At 53.8% G+C, this 18424-nt stretch carries 13 protein-coding genes and 2 pseudogenes; 4 read left to right on the top strand and 11 right to left on the bottom strand.

All coding sequences use genetic code 11. The annotated features are described in order from the left end of the window. Positions 1 to 11: 11 nt before the first annotated feature. The 7 genes and pseudogenes from DBY73_RS00075 to DBY73_RS00045 all read right to left on the bottom strand — a co-directional run bounded on the left by DBY73_RS00075 (position 12) and on the right by DBY73_RS00045 (position 8883). Positions 12 to 2275, bottom strand: a pseudogene (locus DBY73_RS00075) (ComEC family protein). Positions 2276 to 2476: 201 nt separating this feature from the next. Next, the gene (gene ihfB / locus DBY73_RS00070; RefSeq protein ID WP_014069584.1) at positions 2477 to 2764 is read right to left on the bottom strand and encodes an integration host factor subunit beta; all 288 of its coding nucleotides are present in this window, start codon (positions 2762 to 2764) and stop codon (positions 2477 to 2479) included. Between the two features lie 168 nt (positions 2765 to 2932). Continuing rightward, positions 2933 to 4606, bottom strand: a complete 1674-nt coding sequence (gene rpsA / locus DBY73_RS00065) for a 30S ribosomal protein S1 (protein WP_010429251.1) — start codon at positions 4604 to 4606, stop codon at positions 2933 to 2935. Between the two features lie 111 nt (positions 4607 to 4717). Continuing rightward, the gene (gene cmk, locus DBY73_RS00060; RefSeq protein WP_112009206.1) at positions 4718 to 5401 is read right to left on the bottom strand and encodes a (d)CMP kinase; all 684 of its coding nucleotides are present in this window, start codon (positions 5399 to 5401) and stop codon (positions 4718 to 4720) included. Positions 5402 to 5586: 185 nt separating this feature from the next. Continuing rightward, positions 5587 to 6870 (bottom strand): 3-phosphoshikimate 1-carboxyvinyltransferase, encoded by a 1284-nt coding sequence (gene aroA, locus DBY73_RS00055; protein WP_112009205.1) that lies wholly within the window; start codon positions 6868 to 6870, stop codon positions 5587 to 5589. A gap of 69 nt (positions 6871 to 6939) precedes the next feature. After that, positions 6940 to 8028 (bottom strand): 3-phosphoserine/phosphohydroxythreonine transaminase, encoded by a 1089-nt coding sequence (gene serC / locus DBY73_RS00050; protein ID WP_112009204.1) that lies wholly within the window; start codon positions 8026 to 8028, stop codon positions 6940 to 6942. A 162-nt stretch (positions 8029 to 8190) separates the two neighbouring features. Continuing rightward, positions 8191 to 8883: a DUF421 domain-containing protein gene (locus tag DBY73_RS00045; RefSeq protein WP_112009203.1), complete on the bottom strand. Its 693-nt coding sequence runs from the start codon at positions 8881 to 8883 to the stop codon at positions 8191 to 8193. 127 nt (positions 8884 to 9010) lie between these two features. Between DBY73_RS00045 and ycaO the strand changes: the two genes are divergently transcribed. From ycaO to pflA, 4 genes are all read left to right on the top strand, one after another. Further along, on the top strand, positions 9011 to 10771 hold the full coding sequence (gene ycaO, locus DBY73_RS00040; protein ID WP_181573180.1) for a 30S ribosomal protein S12 methylthiotransferase accessory factor YcaO: 1761 nt from the start codon (positions 9011 to 9013) through the stop codon (positions 10769 to 10771). Between the two features lie 405 nt (positions 10772 to 11176). Then, complete coding sequence (focA, locus tag DBY73_RS00035) at positions 11177 to 12034, top strand: formate transporter FocA (protein WP_146745730.1); 858 nt, start codon at positions 11177 to 11179, stop codon at positions 12032 to 12034. Between the two features lie 51 nt (positions 12035 to 12085). Beyond that, positions 12086 to 14368: a formate C-acetyltransferase gene (pflB, locus tag DBY73_RS00030; RefSeq protein WP_112009200.1), complete on the top strand. Its 2283-nt coding sequence runs from the start codon at positions 12086 to 12088 to the stop codon at positions 14366 to 14368. A gap of 202 nt (positions 14369 to 14570) precedes the next feature. After that, complete coding sequence (pflA, locus tag DBY73_RS00025; RefSeq protein ID WP_014883212.1) at positions 14571 to 15311, top strand: pyruvate formate lyase 1-activating protein; 741 nt, start codon at positions 14571 to 14573, stop codon at positions 15309 to 15311. 36 nt (positions 15312 to 15347) lie between these two features. Here the strand turns inward: pflA and DBY73_RS00020 are convergent, their stop codons facing one another. The 4 genes and pseudogenes from DBY73_RS00020 to DBY73_RS00005 form a co-directional block, all read right to left on the bottom strand. Then, positions 15348 to 15869, bottom strand: coding sequence for an anti-virulence regulator CigR family protein (locus DBY73_RS00020; RefSeq protein ID WP_112009199.1), 522 nt, complete (start codon positions 15867 to 15869; stop codon positions 15348 to 15350). Positions 15870 to 15992: 123 nt separating this feature from the next. Continuing rightward, positions 15993 to 17141: an MFS transporter gene (locus DBY73_RS00015; protein WP_112009198.1), complete on the bottom strand. Its 1149-nt coding sequence runs from the start codon at positions 17139 to 17141 to the stop codon at positions 15993 to 15995. Between the two features lie 275 nt (positions 17142 to 17416). Then, positions 17417 to 18280, bottom strand: a complete 864-nt coding sequence (locus tag DBY73_RS00010) for a dimethyl sulfoxide reductase anchor subunit family protein (RefSeq protein ID WP_112009197.1) — start codon at positions 18278 to 18280, stop codon at positions 17417 to 17419. Position 18281: 1 nt separating this feature from the next. Beyond that, positions 18282 to 18424, bottom strand: a pseudogene (locus tag DBY73_RS00005) (dimethyl sulfoxide reductase subunit B); the annotation flags it as partial.

The following is an 18424-nucleotide window of genomic DNA, read 5'->3' as shown; positions in this document are numbered from 1 at the left end:
AGCCGCATATTCTACCCGTTATCGACGGGCGCGCCAAACCACTGATGATACCAACGCGGTAAAAATTGATCGCGTAAGCGCCGCATTAGCCAGCCATGTCGCGAAAACGTCACCGAAATTTGCCCGCTCTGAGGGGTATCGAACCATGCGTAGCCCTCTTTTTGATAGCGTTTCACTACGCGTGATGACGGAAATCGCCAGGCGTTATATCGCGCCGCGGAAGCCAGCGCCAGGCTACCGGCAGCGCGCTGAATCAGCGGCGACGAAGAAGAGGTATTGCTGCCATGGTGCGGCACCTGGATAAGTGTAGACGTAAGATATTGCCAATGGTGGCTTAGCATCGCCCGTTCAGCCTGCGCTTCAATATCGCCGGTCAGTAGTACGCTTTGTCGCCCGTCGTCGACCTTTACCACGCATGAGCGGTTGTTCCCCTGCTGTCGATAATCCGCCGAGGGCCAGTGCACCGTAAAGGTCAGGCCCTGCCACTCCCAGCGCTCGCCGCGTAAGCATGGCTGATGCCCAGCACGCTTCAGCGGGCTTTTTATCCACATCCCAGGCCATGCGGCGTGAAGAGACGATAACCCTCCGATATGATCGGCATGTTCGTGGCTAATGATGACGCCTTCCGGCGTTAGGTGGTGCCAGCGCAGCCAGGGAATAATAATTTGCTGCGCGCTGTCACCGCCCGGCCACGCAAGCCCCGTATCGTAAAGTATCGCATGCCCGTTTCGCTCGATGACCATCGCCAGCCCCTGCCCTACATCAAGCATGTGCAACGTCCAGCTATCATCCCTTTTGTCCCGCCAGAGTGGGAAGATGAGCACGGCGCCCAGCGCCAGACAAACGGCGGGAACGGAACGCCATGAACGCAAACGCCATCCAATTACAACCAGCCAGGGCGCAACGGCCAGGAGCTGCAGCGCCCGTCGACGTCCAGCCAGCCGTTTGGCAGCTGTTGTAAAAGCCAGAACAGCACGGCCAGCGATTTGTCCGCCATCCACCAAACGGCCAGCTCAAGGTGAGCCAGGGGGAACAGGTGCAGCAGCATGCCGGCCAAAATCAGCGGCACCGAGATAAACGTTACCAGCGGGACCGCGAAAAGATTGGCAACGAGTGAAGAGAGGCTAATGCCATGAAAGAGGGAAACCTGTAAAGGCAGCAGCAGACATAGCATTCCCAGCTGCAAATGCAGCAGGTTTATCATCGGCTTTACGACGCGAGGTAAACGCCAGGCCGGTAGCGGAAGCCATTGATACCAGAATATAAGGGCCGCGACCGCAAAAGCGGAGAGCATCAGGCTTTGAGAGAGGACCGCCAGCGGATCGACAAACAGGATCGCCGCCACGCAGCCTGACCAGACCAGCCAGGGGGACCACTGCCTGCCGCTCATCTTTAAAAGCGCAAGCACGATCAGCCCAACCGCCGTGCGAAGCGCAGGGGGCTGTAATCCGGTCAGCCAGGCGTAAAAGAGGGCAAAACCGGTACCGGCAATGAGCGGCATCCGCCAGTCTATCCATCGACAGGGAAGCAAAAATTGTATCCCCCGTGCAAGCAGCCACACGATGGAGGCCGCTAGCGCTATATGCAGCCCTGATATCGCCATCAGGTGCAGCGTTCCGGTTTCACGCATCAGATTTTTTACGTCTGCTGAAACGGCCAGGCGCTCCCCCATTCCCAACCCCAGAATGACGCTCCCCCACGGGTAGGTTGAAAGCGTTGAAGTCAGCGAGCTGAGATACTGCGTACGCAGGCTACAGGACGCATCGATGACTTCTGCATGCGTAAAGCGCCCCGTCAGCGGCTGGTGCTGCGCCAGCGCCGCGCGCTGTGAGTCATAGCCGCCATCGTTTAGCTGACCGTGAACGGCCCGCAGGCGTACGGTCATTGCCCAACGCTGTCCGGCGCAGGCGGGCTGCGGCAGGTAGTTGCCGTACAGGACGATCCCGGTTCTACCGTACCACGAAGCGTGATCAAGGCTGACAATGCGTCCTTTGTGCGTGGTTGCGCCATCGGTCTCGGTGATGACCACCTCAACATGCTTCGGCCCTTTCGTAAGGTGCTCCGTTGGCCAGACCACCTCCTGCGCAGCCAGTATTCCCCAGGCGAAAAAAAGTAGACCCAGCTGCACATAGCGCAGCCTGCGGAAGGGGAAAAATGTGAGTGCAAAGGCGAGCGCAATAAGGGTCCATATCGTCGGCATATCAGGCAGAGACGGCAGCCATAGCAACGGGATAATGGACAAAATCAGACAAACGCTTACGGCGGCAATACTCATTGGACCTCCCTGTTTTGGGAAGTGTGAGGGTTGTGCCGTGAAATGTCAGAGCGAATAGAACGGTTTTACGAGAAGCGCCGGCAGAAATATAGCCGCTTACAGCAGCGGACAATCACAACTGCGAGATGGCTTCCAGTACGGAACGCCGGACACAAAAAAAGCACCCGCAGGTGCTTTTCTGTTGATAACCAAGTCAGAGACTCAGTTGCCGTAAATATTGGCGCGATCGCGCAGCTCTTTACCCGGCTTAAAGTGTGGAACGTATTTACCTTCCAGCTCGACTTTATCGCCAGTCTTCGGGTTACGCCCGGTGCGTGGAGCACGATAGTGCAAAGAAAAACTACCGAAACCGCGGATTTCAATGCGCTCGCCCTGGGCAAGAGTGGTGGCCATATGCTCCAGCATCTCTTTTACAGCATCTTCCACGGCTTTTGCCGGGACATGCGGCTGCTGACTGGCAAGTCTTTCAATCAATTCTGACTTGGTCATGATTCCTCCGGTTCCTTTCAAACCAATTAGCTTGATAGCTCATTAAACAAGGGCGGCCGTAGCCGCCCTTTGTTATTGATTACAGGACGAATCCTGCAATCTGTCAAGTCCGCTTCTTACCCTTATCACTGTAAATGCGTTACAGCTCAAAGGAAGCCAGAACTTGAATTACTCGCCTTTAGCTGCTTTGAAAGCTTCAGCCATTGCGTTGTTAGAGAAGTTTGCATCTTCCTGTTTGTTAACAGTTGCGATTGCATCTTTCTCGTCAGCTTCGTCTTTAGCACGAACAGACAGGCTGATTGCGCGGTTCTTACGGTCAACACCGGTGAACTTCGCTTCAACGTCGTCGCCAACGCTCAGAACCAGAGTGGCATCTTCAACGCGGTCACGTGAAGCTTCGGAAGCGCGCAGGTAACCTTCAACGCCGTCAGCCAGTTCTACGGTTGCGCCTTTCGCGTCAACTGCAGTCACTTTACCGTTTACGATTGCGCCTTTCTTGTTCAGTGCAACCCAGTTGTTGAACGGATCTTCTGCGAGCTGCTTAACGCCCAGGGAGATACGCTCACGCTCTGCGTCAACCTGCAGAACAACTGCAGCGATTTCGTCGCCTTTTTTGTATTCACGAACTGCTTCTTCGCCTGCAACGTTCCAGGAGATGTCAGACAGGTGAACCAGGCCGTCGATGCCGCCGTCCAGGCCGATGAAGATACCGAAGTCAGTGATAGACTTGATTTTACCTTCAACACGGTCACCCTTGTTGTGGGTTTCCGCGAACTGCTGCCATGGGTTGTTTTTGCACTGCTTCAGGCCCAGGGAGATACGACGACGTTCTTCGTCGATATCCAGAACCATCACTTCCACTACATCACCAACGTTAACAACTTTGGATGGGTGGATGTTTTTGTTGGTCCAGTCCATTTCGGAAACGTGCACCAGGCCTTCAACGCCTTCTTCAATTTCAACGAAGCAGCCGTAGTCGGTCAGGTTGGTAACGCGACCAGTCAGTTTAGTACCTTCTGGGTAACGCTTAGCGATAGCTACCCATGGATCTTCGCCCAGCTGTTTCAGGCCGAGGGATACACGAGTACGCTCGCGGTCGAACTTCAGCACTTTAACAGTGATTTCGTCGCCCACGTTCACGATTTCGCTTGGGTGCTTAACGCGTTTCCACGCCATGTCGGTGATGTGCAGCAGGCCATCAACGCCGCCCAGGTCAACGAATGCGCCGTAGTCAGTGAGGTTCTTAACGATACCTTTGACTTCCATGCCTTCCTGCAGGTTTTCCAGCAGCTGATCGCGTTCTGCGCTGTTTTCGGATTCGATAACGGCACGACGGGATACAACAACGTTGTTACGCTTCTGGTCCAGCTTGATTACTTTGAACTCAAGCTCTTTGCCTTCCAGGTGCAGGGTGTCACGGACTGGACGAACGTCTACCAGTGAACCTGGCAGGAACGCACGAATACCATTCAGCTCAACAGTGAAGCCACCTTTAACTTTGCCGTTGATAACACCGACCACAGTTTCAGCTTCTTCGTAAGCTTTCTCCAGCGTGATCCATGCTTCGTGACGTTTAGCTTTCTCACGAGACAGCAGGGTTTCGCCGAAGCCGTCTTCTACTGCGTCCAGTGCAACGTCAACTTCGTCACCAACCTGGATTTCCAGCTCGCCCTGGGCGTTTTTGAACTGCTCTGCCGGAATGGCGGACTCAGATTTCAGACCGGCGTCAACCAGTACTACGTCTTTGTCGATAGCAACAACAACACCACGAACGATGGAACCCGGACGGGTTTCGATTGTTTTTAAGGATTCTTCAAATAGTTGAGCAAAAGATTCAGTCATGTTTAATCTTCAGGTTAATATTAACGTCCACCTGGCTCCGTGCCGGATGGGGTTGTTTCACATACCCGCCGTCAATCCTTTGCAGCGGGGGTACTGCTAAATCGGTCGCGATTACGCGAGTGCCAGTTTTTGGCGCGCATATTGTAGCGCTTTTTCAATCACTTGCTCAATAGTTAAACTGGTTGAATCCAGAACTAATGCATCTTCTGCAGGAACAAGTGGGGCGACGGCGCGGTTACGATCGCGGTCATCGCGCTCTTTTATCTCGGACAAAAGGCGATCAAAGTTAACACTAAACCCCTTTTCCTGCAACTGAAGCATACGTCGCTGAGCGCGTTCTTCCGAAGAGGCGTCGAGGAAAATTTTTACAGGAGCCTCTGGGAAAACTACGGTTCCCATATCACGACCGTCGGCGATCAGCCCTGGCGCTTCGCGGAACGCTCGCTGGCGGCGTAAAAGCGCCTCGCGAACGCGTGGGAAAGCAGCCACCTGTGAGGCCGCGTTGGCCACTTCCTGGGTACGGATTTCACCGCTGACGTCTTCCCCTTCCAGAATCACTTCAAGGTTGCCATCGGTTGAGACAAAACGTACATCCAGATGCGCAGCCAGCGGTACCAGCGCTTCTTCAGAGGCTACATCCACATGGTGATGTAGCGCTGCCAAAGCCAGCACGCGATAGATTGCTCCCGAATCTAACAGATGCCATTGCAATGCTTCTGCCATCGCTTTGCACAAGGTTCCTTTCCCTGCGCCACTTGGCCCATCAATGGTGATTACCGGGGCAACTGCCGTCATCGTTTTCTCCTTAATAAAGGCATACCGTTAACATGAACGCCGCGCATTATACGCGCCAACGTGCGCAACTGTTACCTTTGCGTGCAAAATACGGAATGAATGAAGCTGAGTGTAGAAGAAACGTGCGAAGATGAACGTCAGGAAGCGTAAGGAAATGCCGCATCGGGCGATGCGGCAAAACGTTATCAGGCCAGCGTGCTAATGCGCGCCAGCTGTTCGAAGTAGTCCGGGAAGGTTTTTGCCGTACATTTCGGGTCGAGGATCGTCACCGGCGTGTCGGACAACGCCACCAGCGAGAAGCACATCGCCATGCGGTGATCGTTATAGGTGCCGATTTCGGCAAACTGCAGCTTTGCCGGCGGCGTGACGCGAATGTAGTCTTCACCCTCTTCCACTTCTGCGCCCACTTTGCGCAGCTCGGTCGCCATCGCGAACAGGCGGTCGGTTTCTTTCACACGCCAGTTGTAGATGTTGCGCAGCGTGGTGGTGCCTTTGGCAAACAGCGCCGCCGTGGCAATGGTCATGGCCGCGTCCGGGATATGGTTCATATCCATATCAATGGCGTTAAGCTCGCCGCGCGTACAGGCGATGAAGTCCTCGCCCCAGGTCACCAGCGCGCCCATTTTCTCCAGCACGTCTGCAAAGCGGATATCGCCCTGCACGCTGTTGCGGCCAATACCGGTCACTTTTACGGTACCGCCTTTAATCGCGCCTGCCGCGAGGAAGTAGGATGCTGAAGAAGCATCACCTTCAACGAGATAATTGCCCGGAGACTGGTACTGCTGTGCGCCGCGCACCACGAAGCGCTGGTAAGACTGGTTATCCACCTCAACGCCGAAGGTTTTCATCAGGTGCAGCGTGATATCAATGTACGGCTTAGAGACCAGCTCCCCCTTGATGGTAATTACGGTATCTTGCGGTGCCAGCGGTGCCGTCATCAGCAGCGCGGTCAGGAACTGGCTGGAGACGCTGCCGTCAACTTCTACACAGCCGCCGGTGAAGCCGCCGCGCAGGCGCAGCGGCGGAAAATTTTCCTGCTCAAGATAGTCAATCTGCGCGCCGCCCTGACGCAGGGCATCCACCAGATGGCCGATCGGCCGCTCTTTCATGCGCGGCTCGCCGGTCAGCACAACGTTGCTGTTGCCCAGACAGAGCGCCGCAGCCAGCGGACGCATAGCCGTTCCGGCATTCCCCAGAAACAGCTCAAGCTCTTCTGTCGAACGCAACGCGCCGCCGTTGCCGGTCACTTCACAACGGGTACGATCGTCAGACAGCGTATAGTGAACTCCCAACGCTTTCAGCGCATTGAGCATATGGCGCACGTCATCGCTGTCCAGAAGATTGGTAAGGACGGTGGTGCCGTTTGCCAGAGCTGCCAGCAGCAGCGCGCGGTTCGAGACGCTTTTTGAACCTGGCAGGTTAATGGTGCCGTCTACGCGCGCGATAGGTTGTAACGTCAGGGATTCCATGAAACTTAACTCTCAACTCGACATAATAAAAACCCCGCAGCGGAGCCGCGGGGGTGAAAAACTGCGAAATTAACCGTGACGACGTTCGAAGTCGACCATGAAATCGGTTAGCGCTTTGACGCCTTCCAGCGGCATCGCGTTATAGATGGAGGCGCGCATGCCGCCCACCACGCGGTGACCTTTCAGTGCGTGTAGACCGGCCGCGAAAGACTCTTCGAGGAAGACTTTGTCAAGACTGCTGTCCGCCAGCTGGAACGGCACGTTCATGCGTGAGCGGTTGGCTTTGGCAACGTCGTTGCGGTAGAAGTCGCTCTTATCAATCACGCCGTACAGCAGCTCGGCTTTTTGCTGATTGATCTTGTCCATCTGCGCCACGCCGCCCTTTTGCTTCAGCCATTTGAAGACCAGGCCGGAGAGATACCAGGCAAAGGTCGGCGGGGTGTTGAACATCGAGTCGTTGTCGTTCAGTACGGAGTAATCCAGGATCGACGGGCATGATGTATGCGCTTTGCCCAGCAAATCTTCACGTACGATAACGATTGTCAGGCCTGCAGGGCCGATATTTTTCTGTGCGCCCGCGTAGATCGCGCCGTAGCGGCTGACGTCCAGCGGCGTAGAAAGAATGGTGGAAGAGAAATCCGCGGTCACGATCACATCTTCGCCAAAGTTTGGCTCTTCGTGAATCGCGATGCCGTCGATAGTCTCGTTCGGGCAATAGTGAAGGTACGCCGCGTCACGGGAAAGCTGCCATTCACTCATCGGCTTCACGGCGCGCAGTCCGTCAACGGTCACTTTGGCGTCGATAACGTTTGGCGTGCAATATTTGTGCGCTTCTTTCACCGCGCTGGCCGCCCAGTAACCTGCATCAACGTAGTCGGCGGTGGTTTTGTCGCCCAGCAGGTTTAACGGGATACCCGCAAACTGACCGCGGCCGCCGCCGTGGCAGAACAATACTTTGTAGTTCGAGGGGATGTTCAGCAGATCGCGAAAATCCTTTTCTGCCTCTTCCGCCACCTGGATAAACTCTTTTCCACGGTGGCTGATTTCCATTACCGACGTTCCCAGACCGTTCCAGTCACACAGCTCCTGTTGAGCCTGTTTAAGCACGTCGGCCGGTAACATTGCCGGGCCTGAACTGAAATTATAAACTTGAGCCATTTCCCCTCACCACGCTAAAAGCAATAAGTTATTACTGTGGCTATCGGTTTTATCATCCAGCGACACGCGCCGCAATGGCTAAAACGGATGGCCGGAAAAATGTGGCCATCATCACACAATACAATCTGCCAGCGGTTCGTGACAAAACCGACAAAAAGGCTGTCAGGTTAGCCGTTTGGCCCGGCTTACCTTCGTCCATTCCGGATTTGCGCAGCGAGGACATAATTGACGATCGCCGGCCTTCATGGGAACGACATGGCTACATCTTACGCAGGCATACATTTCGGTTTCTGGCACAACACGAAAGCGTTCCACCAGCATGTCGGGCAAGATGCAGAGGCCGGGCTTAACCTCGTCATCGGCATAGTAGTACACGCTGATCTGCCCGTTCGTTTCCATAATGGCCAGCCGCACCTGCCCCAGCTGTTCTACGCTGTTAAGCCGCAGCTCCATGAAGAACTCGAACTCCGTCATGTTGGCACTTTTGACTTTCTCCCACGCCAGCTGCCCGTCCTCAACGATAACGACCGGCTTGCCTTCAAGCAGGTCCTCCAGCTTTTCGCTTTTCGACATTAGCCACATCACCAGACGGTAGAGCAGCGCCAGCGAAACGAAGACGATGAAGACGGGTACCATCGGCACGTCGTCATAAAAGGCTACGTCCCCTGCCGCCGAGCCTAGCGTCAGGATGATGAGCACTTCGAAGAGCGACATCTGGCGTACGCCGCGCCGTCCGGTGATTTTGAGAAACAGAAAGACCAGCACGAAGGTATATAAGCTTCGTAGCGCCACTTCGCCTAAAAACTCAGGGGGGACCTTATCAAACGCCATCCGCTGGAGGTCGAATGCTTTCATTTTTTTATGCCTTAACAGTAGGTTACTGGTTATAAGCATAGCTCAGGCATTTATTTTCGCCGGAGATAGCACCCGTCACGCAAAACCCGTATCATTGCGCGCTTTACGTACGATAAAAGTGAACGCCATGACTCAAACGTTTATCCCCGGCAAAGACGCCGCCCTGGAAGATTCCATCGCTCGCTTCCAGCAAAAACTGACCGACCTGGGCTTTAATATTGAAGAAGCCTCCTGGCTGAACCCGGTGCCTCACGTCTGGTCCGTGCATATTCGCGACAAAGAGTGCGCGCTGTGCTTTACCAACGGCAAAGGCGCCACTAAAAAAGCCGCGCTGGCCTCCGCGCTGGGTGAGTATTTTGAGCGTCTCTCGACTAACTATTTCTTCGCCGATTTCTGGCTGGGCGAAACCATCGCCAACGGCCCGTTCGTCCACTATCCAAATGAAAAATGGTTCCCGCTGACCGACGACGATGCGCTGCCGGAAGGCATTCTCGACGCTCGCCTGCGTGCGTTCTACGATCCGGAGAACGAGCTCACCGCCAGCATGCTGATCGATCTTCAGTCCGGCAATGAGGATCGCGGTGTCTGCGCCCTGCCGTTTACCCGTCAGTCCGACGAGCAGACGGTGTATATCCCGATGAACATCGTCGGCAACCTGTATGTATCGAACGGCATGTCTGCCGGTAATACCCGCAACGAAGCGCGCGTTCAGGGCCTGTCTGAAGTTTTCGAACGCCACATTAAAAACCGCATTATTGCTGAATCCATCAGCCTGCCTGAAATCCCGGCTGACGTGCTGGCGCGCTATCCGGGCGTAGTGGAATCCATCGCGAAGCTGGAAGCAGAAGGCTTCCCAATCTTTGCGTATGACGGTTCTCTGGGCGGTAAATACCCGGTTATCTGCGTGGTACTGTTCAACCCGGCAAACGGAACCTGCTTCGCCTCCTTCGGCGCACACCCGGACTTCGGCGTAGCGCTGGAGCGTACCGTGACCGAGCTGCTGCAGGGCCGTAGCCTGAAGGATCTTGACGTGTTTACCCCGCCGACCTTTGATGACGAAGAAGTGGCCGAACATACCAACCTTGAGACCCACTTCATCGATTCCAGCGGTTTGATCTCCTGGGATATGTTCAAACAGGACGCAGATTATCCTTTCGTCGACTGGAGCTTTGCGGGCACCACGGAAGAAGAGTTCGCCACGCTGATGGCAATCTTCAGCGCGGAAGATCGGGAAGTCTACATTGCTGACTATGAGCATCTGGGCGTTTACGCCTGCCGTATTATCGTGCCGGGCATGTCCGATATTTATCCGGCGGAAGATCTGTGGCTGGCGAACAACAGCATGGGCGCGCACCTTCGTGAAACGCTGCTGGCCCTGCCGGGCAGCGAATGGGAAAAAGAAGATTATCTGAACCTGATCGCCCAGCTGGACGAAGAAGGCCACGATGACTTTACTCGCGTGCGCGAGCTGCTGGGCCTGGCGACCGGGAAAGACAACGGCTGGTACACTTTGCGTATCGGTGAACTCAAGGCGATGCTGGCGCTGGCGGGCGGCGATCTGGATCAGGCTCTGGCCTGGACGGAATGGACGATGGAATTCAACCAGTCCGTATTCTCTGCCGAGCGCACTAACTACTACCGCTGCCTGCAAACGCTGCTTCTGCTCTCTCAGGAAGAAGAGCGAGAGCCGCTGCAATATCTTAATGCGTTTGTGCGTATGTACGGCGCAGAGGCGGTTGAAGCCGCCAGCGCGGCGCTGAGCGGTGAAGAGCCGTTCTACGGCCTGCAGGCGGTTGATAGCGATCTCAAAGCCTTCCCGGCGCATCAGTCGCTGCTAAAAGCCTATGAGAAATTGCAGAAAGCAAAAGCCGCTTACTGGTCAAAATAAGCGCATATAACATTACTAACTGTAGGCGAACTCTCTCGCCTGGGCTATATTACGGGGCAATTTCATTGCCCCGTTTTATATTTTTCCGGCAATGACAATTGAATGTAATATTATAGTTAAATCAAGGTAAATATAAAAATACTTACCCGGGCTTTAGTGTTACCTTTTATGGTAAATACTCCATTTTAATTAACTGTTTTAAGGGAGGCTGAACGAAATAATTCAACTCTTTTCATAACTTTTAAAATTTATTTTTATTCGGATAATCAAAAACTTACTCCGCTTTTGCTGTAAAACCATACACATAGCGGGCCTATAAGCCAGGCGAGATATGATCTATATCAATTTCTCTTCTATAATGCTTTGTTAGTATCTCGTCGCCGACTTAATAAAGAGAGAGTTAGTGTGAAAGCTGACAACCCTTTTGATCTTTTACTCCCAGCTGCAATGGCCAAAGTGGCCGAAGAAGCGGGTGTCTATAAAGCAACGAAACACCCGATGACCACGTTTTTCCTGGCGATTACCGCTGGTGTGTTCATCTCCATTGCTTTTGTCTTCTACATCACTGCCACTACCGGCACGGCCGACATGCCTTTCGGCATCGCGAAACTGATTGGTGGTATCTGCTTCTCACTGGGTCTGATTCTTTGCGTCATCTGCGGTGCTGACCTCTTTACCTCAACGGTACTGATCGTCGTAGCGAAAGCCAGCGGAAGAATTACCTGGGGCCAACTGGCGCGCAACTGGTTCAACGTCTATGTGGGTAACCTGTTTGGCTGTCTGCTCTTTGTTTTGTTGATGTGGCTCTCTGGCGAGTATATGACCGCCAACGGTGGCTGGGGGCTTAACGTCCTGCAAACCGCTGACCACAAAATGCACCATACATTTATCGAAGCCGTTGCTCTCGGCATCCTCGCAAACCTGATGGTCTGCCTGGCGGTCTGGATGAGCTACTCTGGTCGTAGCCTGATGGACAAAGCCATGATTATGGTTCTGCCGGTTGCGATGTTTGTTGCCAGCGGCTTCGAACACAGTATCGCGAATATGTTTATGATCCCGATGGAGATTGTTATTCGCAACTTTGCGAGCCCGGAGTTCTGGACTGCAGTTGGTTCAACCCCGGAAAGTTTCTCACACCTGACTATCATGAATTTCATTACTGATAACCTGATCCCTGTCACTATCGGGAACATTATCGGTGGGGGTCTGTTAGTTGGGTTGACATACTGGGTCATTTACCTGCGTGGCGACAATCATCATTAATGGTTGTCTCAGGCAGTAAATAAAAAATCCACTTAAGAAGGTAGGTGTTACATGTCCGAGCTTAATGAAAAGTTAGCCACAGCCTGGGAAGGTTTTACTAAAGGTGACTGGCAGAATGAAGTAAACGTCCGTGACTTCATTCAGAAAAACTATACCCCGTATGAAGGTGACGAATCCTTCCTGGCTGGCGCAACTGAAGCGACCACCAAGCTGTGGGACAGCGTAATGGAAGGCGTTAAACTGGAAAACCGCACTCACGCGCCAGTTGATTTTGACACCTCCGTTGCTTCCACCATCACTTCTCACGATGCTGGCTACATCAACAAAGCCCTTGAGAAAATCGTTGGTCTGCAGACTGAAGCACCACTGAAACGCGCAATCATTCCGTTTGGTGGTATCAAAATGGTTGAAGGTTCATGCAAAGCGTATAACCGCGAGCTGGACCCAATGCTGAAAAAAATCTTCACCGAATACCGCAAAACCCACAACCAGGGCGTATTCGATGTTTACACCAAAGACATCCTGAACTGCCGTAAATCTGGCGTGCTGACAGGTCTGCCAGATGCGTATGGCCGTGGCCGTATCATCGGTGACTACCGTCGCGTTGCGCTGTACGGTATCGACTTCCTGATGAAAGACAAATACGCGCAGTTTGTTTCCCTGCAGTCCGATCTGGAAAACGGCGTAAACCTGGAAGCGACTATCCGTCTGCGCGAAGAGATTGCTGAACAGCACCGTGCGCTGGGTCAGATCAAAGAAATGGCAGCAAAATACGGCTGCGATATCTCCGGTCCTGCAACCAACGCTCAGGAAGCTATCCAGTGGACCTACTTCGGCTACCTGGCCGCTGTTAAGTCTCAGAACGGTGCAGCAATGTCCTTCGGTCGTGTGTCCACCTTCCTGGATGCGTACATCGAACGCGACATCAAAGCGGGCAAAATCACCGAGCAAGACGCTCAGGAAATGATTGACCACCTGGTCATGAAACTGCGTATGGTTCGCTTCCTGCGTACCCCTGAATACGATGAGCTGTTCTCCGGCGACCCAATCTGGGCAACTGAATCTATCGGCGGTATGGGCGTTGACGGCCGTACTCTGGTAACCAAAAACAGCTTCCGCTTCCTGAACACCCTGTACACCATGGGTCCTTCTCCGGAGCCGAACATCACCGTTCTGTGGTCTGAAAAACTGCCTCTGAACTTCAAGAAATTCGCGGCTAAAGTGTCCATCGATACCTCTTCTCTGCAGTATGAGAACGATGACCTGATGCGTCCGGACTTCAACAACGATGACTACGCTATCGCATGCTGCGTAAGCCCAATGGTCGTTGGTAAACAAATGCAGTTCTTCGGTGCACGTGCAAACCTGGCGAAAACCATGCTGTACGCAATCAACGGCGGCGTTGATGAAAAACTGAAAATGCAGGTTGGTCCTAAGTCTGAGCCAATTAAAGGCGACGTGCTGAACTATGACGAAGTCATGGAACGCATGGACCACTTCATGGACTGGCTGGCTAAGCAGTACGTGACTGCGCTGAACGTTATCCACTACATGCACGACAAGTACAGCTACGAAGCCTCTCTGATGGCGCTGCACGACCGTGACGTTGTTCGCACCATGGCGTGTGGTATCGCAGGTCTGTCCGTTGCTGCTGACTCCCTGTCTGCAATCAAGTATGCGAAAGTTAAACCAATTCGTGACGAAGACGGCCTGGCCGTGGACTTCGAAATCGAAGGCGAATACCCGCAGTTTGGTAACAACGACTCTCGCGTTGATGACATGGCGGTTGACCTGGTAGAACGTTTCATGAAGAAAATTCAGAAACTCACTACCTACCGTAACGCTATCCCGACTCAGTCTGTTCTGACCATCACCTCTAACGTTGTGTATGGTAAGAAAACCGGTAACACTCCAGACGGTCGTCGTGCTGGCGCGCCATTCGGACCAGGTGCTAACCCAATGCACGGTCGTGACCAGAAAGGTGCGGTTGCCTCTCTGACCTCCGTGGCTAAACTGCCGTTTGCTTACGCGAAAGATGGTATCTCTTATACCTTCTCCATCGTGCCAAACGCGCTGGGTAAAGACGACGAAGTGCGTAAAACTAACCTCGCGGGTCTGATGGATGGTTACTTCCACCACGAAGCGTCCATCGAAGGTGGTCAGCACCTGAACGTGAACGTCATGAACCGTGAAATGCTGCTTGATGCGATGGAACACCCTGAGAAATATCCTCAGCTGACCATCCGCGTATCCGGCTACGCAGTACGTTTTAACTCCCTGACTAAAGAACAGCAGCAGGACGTTATTACCCGTACTTTCACTCAGTCCATGTAAGTGGATTTGACTGAAATCACGCGTTAAAAAGCGTACAATAAAGGCTCCACGCAAGTGGGGCCTTTTTAGCACCCTCTCCTTCTCAGTCTCTTTTGGCCGCTATCTATAATGATTGGATAGCAGCCAAAACAGACTTAACACAGCCGGATTGAGCTGTGCATACTCAGGTCCCGGACGGGCCGAATCTGGAGATATCACCGCAATGTCAACTATTGGTCGTATTCACTCCTTTGAATCCTGTGGCACCGTCGATGGCCCAGGCATTCGCTTCATCACCTTCTTCCAGGGCTGCCTGATGCGCTGCCTGTACTGTCACAACCGCGATACCTGGGATACCCACGGCGGCAAAGAAGTCACCGTTGAAGATTTAATGAAAGAGGTGGTGACCTACCGCCACTTCATGAACGCGTCCGGCGGCGGCGTAACCGCATCCGGCGGTGAGGCTATTCTTCAGGCAGAGTTTGTGCGCGACTGGTTCCGCGCCTGCCGTAAAGAAGGCATTCACACCTGCCTCGACACCAACGGTTTTGTTCGTCGCTACGATCCGGTCATTGACGAACTGCTTGAAGTCACCGATCTGGTGATGCTCGATCTCAAACAAATGAACGATGAGATCCACCAGAACCTGGTTGGCGTCTCTAACCACCGTACGCTCGAGTTTGCAAAATACATCGCCGATAAGGGCATCAAAACCTGGATACGCTACGTCGTCGTACCGGGATGGTCAGATGATGATGATTCCGCGCACCGCCTGGGCGAATTTACCCGGGATATGGGCAACGTGGAGAAAATTGAACTCCTGCCCTATCACGAACTGGGTAAACACAAGTGGGTTGCGATGGGCGAAGAATATAAGCTTGATGGCGTTAAGCCGCCGAAGAAAGAGACCATGGAGCGCGTGAAAGGTATTCTTGAACAGTACGGTCACAAGGTGATGTATTAATAAAACGCCCGGTATAATAACCGGGCGTTTTTTATTCTATTTAAAGACACCGTTAATAATAGTGGTCACAATCGCCGTACTCAGCGCAATAAGTACCAAATCGTCACCCACTACGCGCCATTCATAACCCGGATAGGATGGGAGCTGGCCGAGCATGGAGGCTGGCACGGCCTTCTTGGCAATACCCGGAGGAAGTGGTTTACCGCGTGCGAGGTTTTTCGCAATACCCGGAGGCAGAGAATCATATCCCGTTAGGCCGTAATTCAGTGCGAGGTGTCGGGCACGATCGAAGCTAACGCGAGCATCGACATCATTACTGACGTCTTTGCCGTTTTTAAAACTCTTATCTGATTTTCCGGGGTTTTCATGACCGCTATTTTGCTTATTACCATGGTTACCCGAGTTCCCGTTACCATGATTTGCGCCATTATTTTGTCCGCCACCGTTTCCGTGTCCACCGCCATTCCCGTTTCCAGGATTAGCCATGACCGGAGCCGTTGCAAACGTTAAAGACAACACTACGGCAAGCGCGGTAGTGGAAAAACGACCTTTAGACATGATTGTTGCCTTTTAGTGGTAGAACTCATTTGAATTATCGCCTGGCGGGTAAAACAAACAATGCGTAAAAGTCTTATATGTGATGTGGACAAAAAAGCCCGTCATTAACGGGCTTTTATTTCATCAGGCATGTGCCACAGGCGTCGGATGCTCGCCCGCTTTTCGCAGCAGCATCAGGAGATAGATAAACGACACGCTGGCAATCATGATAAACAGAAGATTGTCGGAATAGTTCTGCATTAACACTGAGGTAAAGGTGGGTCCGAGCAGGCTGCCGATGGTGTAGCTCAACAGCAGCGCCTGGTTCATCGCCACCAGCTGGTGATGCTCAACTTTCTCACAGGCCCAGGCCATCGCAACCGGATAGAGCGTGAAGCCCGCCGCCCCCAGGATAAACAGCGCGGGAGCCATGGCTGCATTGCTAAGCATTGCCAGGCATCCCATGATCACCACAAAGACCTGCACGCGCAGCACCAGCAGGCGACCAAAGCGATCGGCCAGGCGACCAATCGGCCATTGGCCGACAATGCCGGCGCTGACCATTACCGCCATCCAGAAGCCGATGCCGGAATCGCTGACGCCCTGATGGTTAAGATAGAGTGGCATCAGGCCATAGAGAGAGCCCAGTACGATCCCGGAGATGATACAGCCGTTTACACCAAGACGCGCCTGGCGCAGTCTGAGCATGGGCCAGACGTGCGTGGCTTCCTGATGCTCGCTGTTCTGGTTCACAATCCGCGTGAAAAGCAGCGGCAGGATCGCGGCCAGCACCATGCCCGTGACCCACGGCAGAACGCTCATCAGGTCGGTTGGCAGCTTGCTGACCATCAGCTGGCCCAGGACGGTGCCAATATAGTAGACCATCATATAGGCCGCCAGCAGGCGACCCCGGTTGCGGGAAGTACCGCTGCACATCAGGGCGCTTTCGACCACGACCCAGATCATCGCGCAGCCCACGCCCGCGATAAAGCGCCAGGCCATCCAGCTCCAGAAGCCCACCATCAGCCCTAAACCGGCGCATCCCGCGGCGAAAAGTAATGACGCAAAATAATAGCTGCGGTTAAAGCCGAAACGCTTGATCAGGCTGCCGGTTAATAATGTGCCAAGAAGATTGCCGGTAAAAAAGGATGAGCTAACCATACCCACCTGCCAGGTCGGTAAGTTTTCATGGGCAAGCCACAGCGGGACGAGCGTGTTTAACACCGCGATCGCCAGCGTCAGCAAAAGTAGGCCACAGAGCAACAGCAGCACTGGCCGGGTATAGGTGGTCATGGATTAAAAACCGTGAGGAAGTTCAGATTTCGTGCGCATCATGCCACCGGCAAAAACAAAGTCAATCCACCGCTTCAGGCGCTACGCACGATATGCGCCTCGTCGATTTAAAAAACTCATCCTGCTAACGGAGCGGTTGCTATCGATATTTATTATCTGATTGTTTTTATTTGTTTATGGTGAAAATGCTTTTTGGACATCAGTCGAAAAATTTCATGATTAAAAAAAGAAAAGCCGGGCATTAAGTCCCGGCTTTATATAATAAAAAATCAGCTTTAGCTGGCGATAGCCATGCCGACCGTCATATGCAGACCATAGAACACGCCGCGACCGATTAGCTCCCCTGCTAATACCAGCACAAACGCCAGCGATAAGAGCGGCAGCGCGGGCTGGTAGCCCTTAAGCTGCGGCGCAATCCAGCACACCAGCGCAACGGTAAGCAGCACGACTCGCCACGCCATCAGGGAGCCATAATCCGGCACCAGAGCGGAGGCCTGCTGAATGGAGCTGTGGATCGTGGCAAGTTCCGCACCCTGCATCAGCGCCACGATAGCGCTGACGACCAGCGCCAGCAGGGATACCGCCGGAAGCAAACGCATCGCCCAGCCGTCCACGCCCGCCACGCGCAGCAGCAGAAAGCCGAGCAGCGGTCCGCCGATAAACATCGTCAGGAAGAAGCTCATCGGCGTCCAGATGCTGTACCAGGTTGGCACGGTGTCGATGGTGTTATAAACCCGCACCATCATCCACACGAACACCACGCCCAGAACCATCGTGACAATAAGCCACAGGCTGCGCAATCCTGAAGGCAGCTTGTTCAGCGCAGCCAGCAGCCAGCCGAGGCCGCCGATGGCGAAGAAGATCGCCCCGCTGGCAATCTCGTTGCTGAGCGACGAGGCCCCCACGCGATTCAGCGAATTAAACGCACGCATCGGCGAACCGAGGTGCAGCGTAGAGGCGATAAACCCAATCCCCATCAGCACCCACAGGCCAAACATGCTCAGCACCAGGCGCTGCTGCTGGCTGGCGGTGAGGTTACCCTTTAACAGCGCCAGCGCGAGAACAATAAACCCGCCCGCCACGCACTGCCCAAAGACCGTGAAGATCATCAGCGGCCATTCATGCCATCCACTTCCCATCTCACACCTCCTTCGGGTTAGCCAGGTAGCCGGTGGTGTCACCCGTCGGACGGCTATTGGCGTTAGGTTTAATCACAATGCTTGGCTTCGTAAAGTGCGCGGACGGCAGCGGCGCAACCGCCGCCAGCTGGCCGTGCTTTTGAC

The sequence above is a fragment of the Enterobacter sp. RIT418 genome, assembly GCF_003057745.1.
Taxonomy (GTDB): Bacteria; Pseudomonadota; Gammaproteobacteria; order Enterobacterales; family Enterobacteriaceae; genus Enterobacter.
Note: the sequence above shows the minus strand (reverse complement) of the source record. Positions and strands in the feature narration are given on the sequence as shown.

Coding starts and splice junctions, on each gene's coding strand:
- DBY73_RS00015 (WP_112009198.1), bottom strand. CDS start 17,141: ATGACCACCTATACCCGGCCAGTGCTGCTGTTGCTCTGTGGCCTACTT.
- rpsA (WP_010429251.1), bottom strand. CDS start 4,606: ATGACTGAATCTTTTGCTCAACTATTTGAAGAATCCTTAAAAACAATC.
- ycaO (WP_181573180.1), top strand. CDS start 9,011: ATGACTCAAACGTTTATCCCCGGCAAAGACGCCGCCCTGGAAGATTCC.
- pflB (WP_112009200.1), top strand. CDS start 12,086: ATGTCCGAGCTTAATGAAAAGTTAGCCACAGCCTGGGAAGGTTTTACT.
- DBY73_RS00010 (WP_112009197.1), bottom strand. CDS start 18,280: ATGGGAAGTGGATGGCATGAATGGCCGCTGATGATCTTCACGGTCTTT.
- DBY73_RS00045 (WP_112009203.1), bottom strand. CDS start 8,883: ATGAAAGCATTCGACCTCCAGCGGATGGCGTTTGATAAGGTCCCCCCT.
- pflA (WP_014883212.1), top strand. CDS start 14,571: ATGTCAACTATTGGTCGTATTCACTCCTTTGAATCCTGTGGCACCGTC.
- serC (WP_112009204.1), bottom strand. CDS start 8,028: ATGGCTCAAGTTTATAATTTCAGTTCAGGCCCGGCAATGTTACCGGCC.
- ihfB (WP_014069584.1), bottom strand. CDS start 2,764: ATGACCAAGTCAGAATTGATTGAAAGACTTGCCAGTCAGCAGCCGCAT.
- aroA (WP_112009205.1), bottom strand. CDS start 6,870: ATGGAATCCCTGACGTTACAACCTATCGCGCGCGTAGACGGCACCATT.
- cmk (WP_112009206.1), bottom strand. CDS start 5,401: ATGACGGCAGTTGCCCCGGTAATCACCATTGATGGGCCAAGTGGCGCA.
- DBY73_RS00020 (WP_112009199.1), bottom strand. CDS start 15,869: ATGTCTAAAGGTCGTTTTTCCACTACCGCGCTTGCCGTAGTGTTGTCT.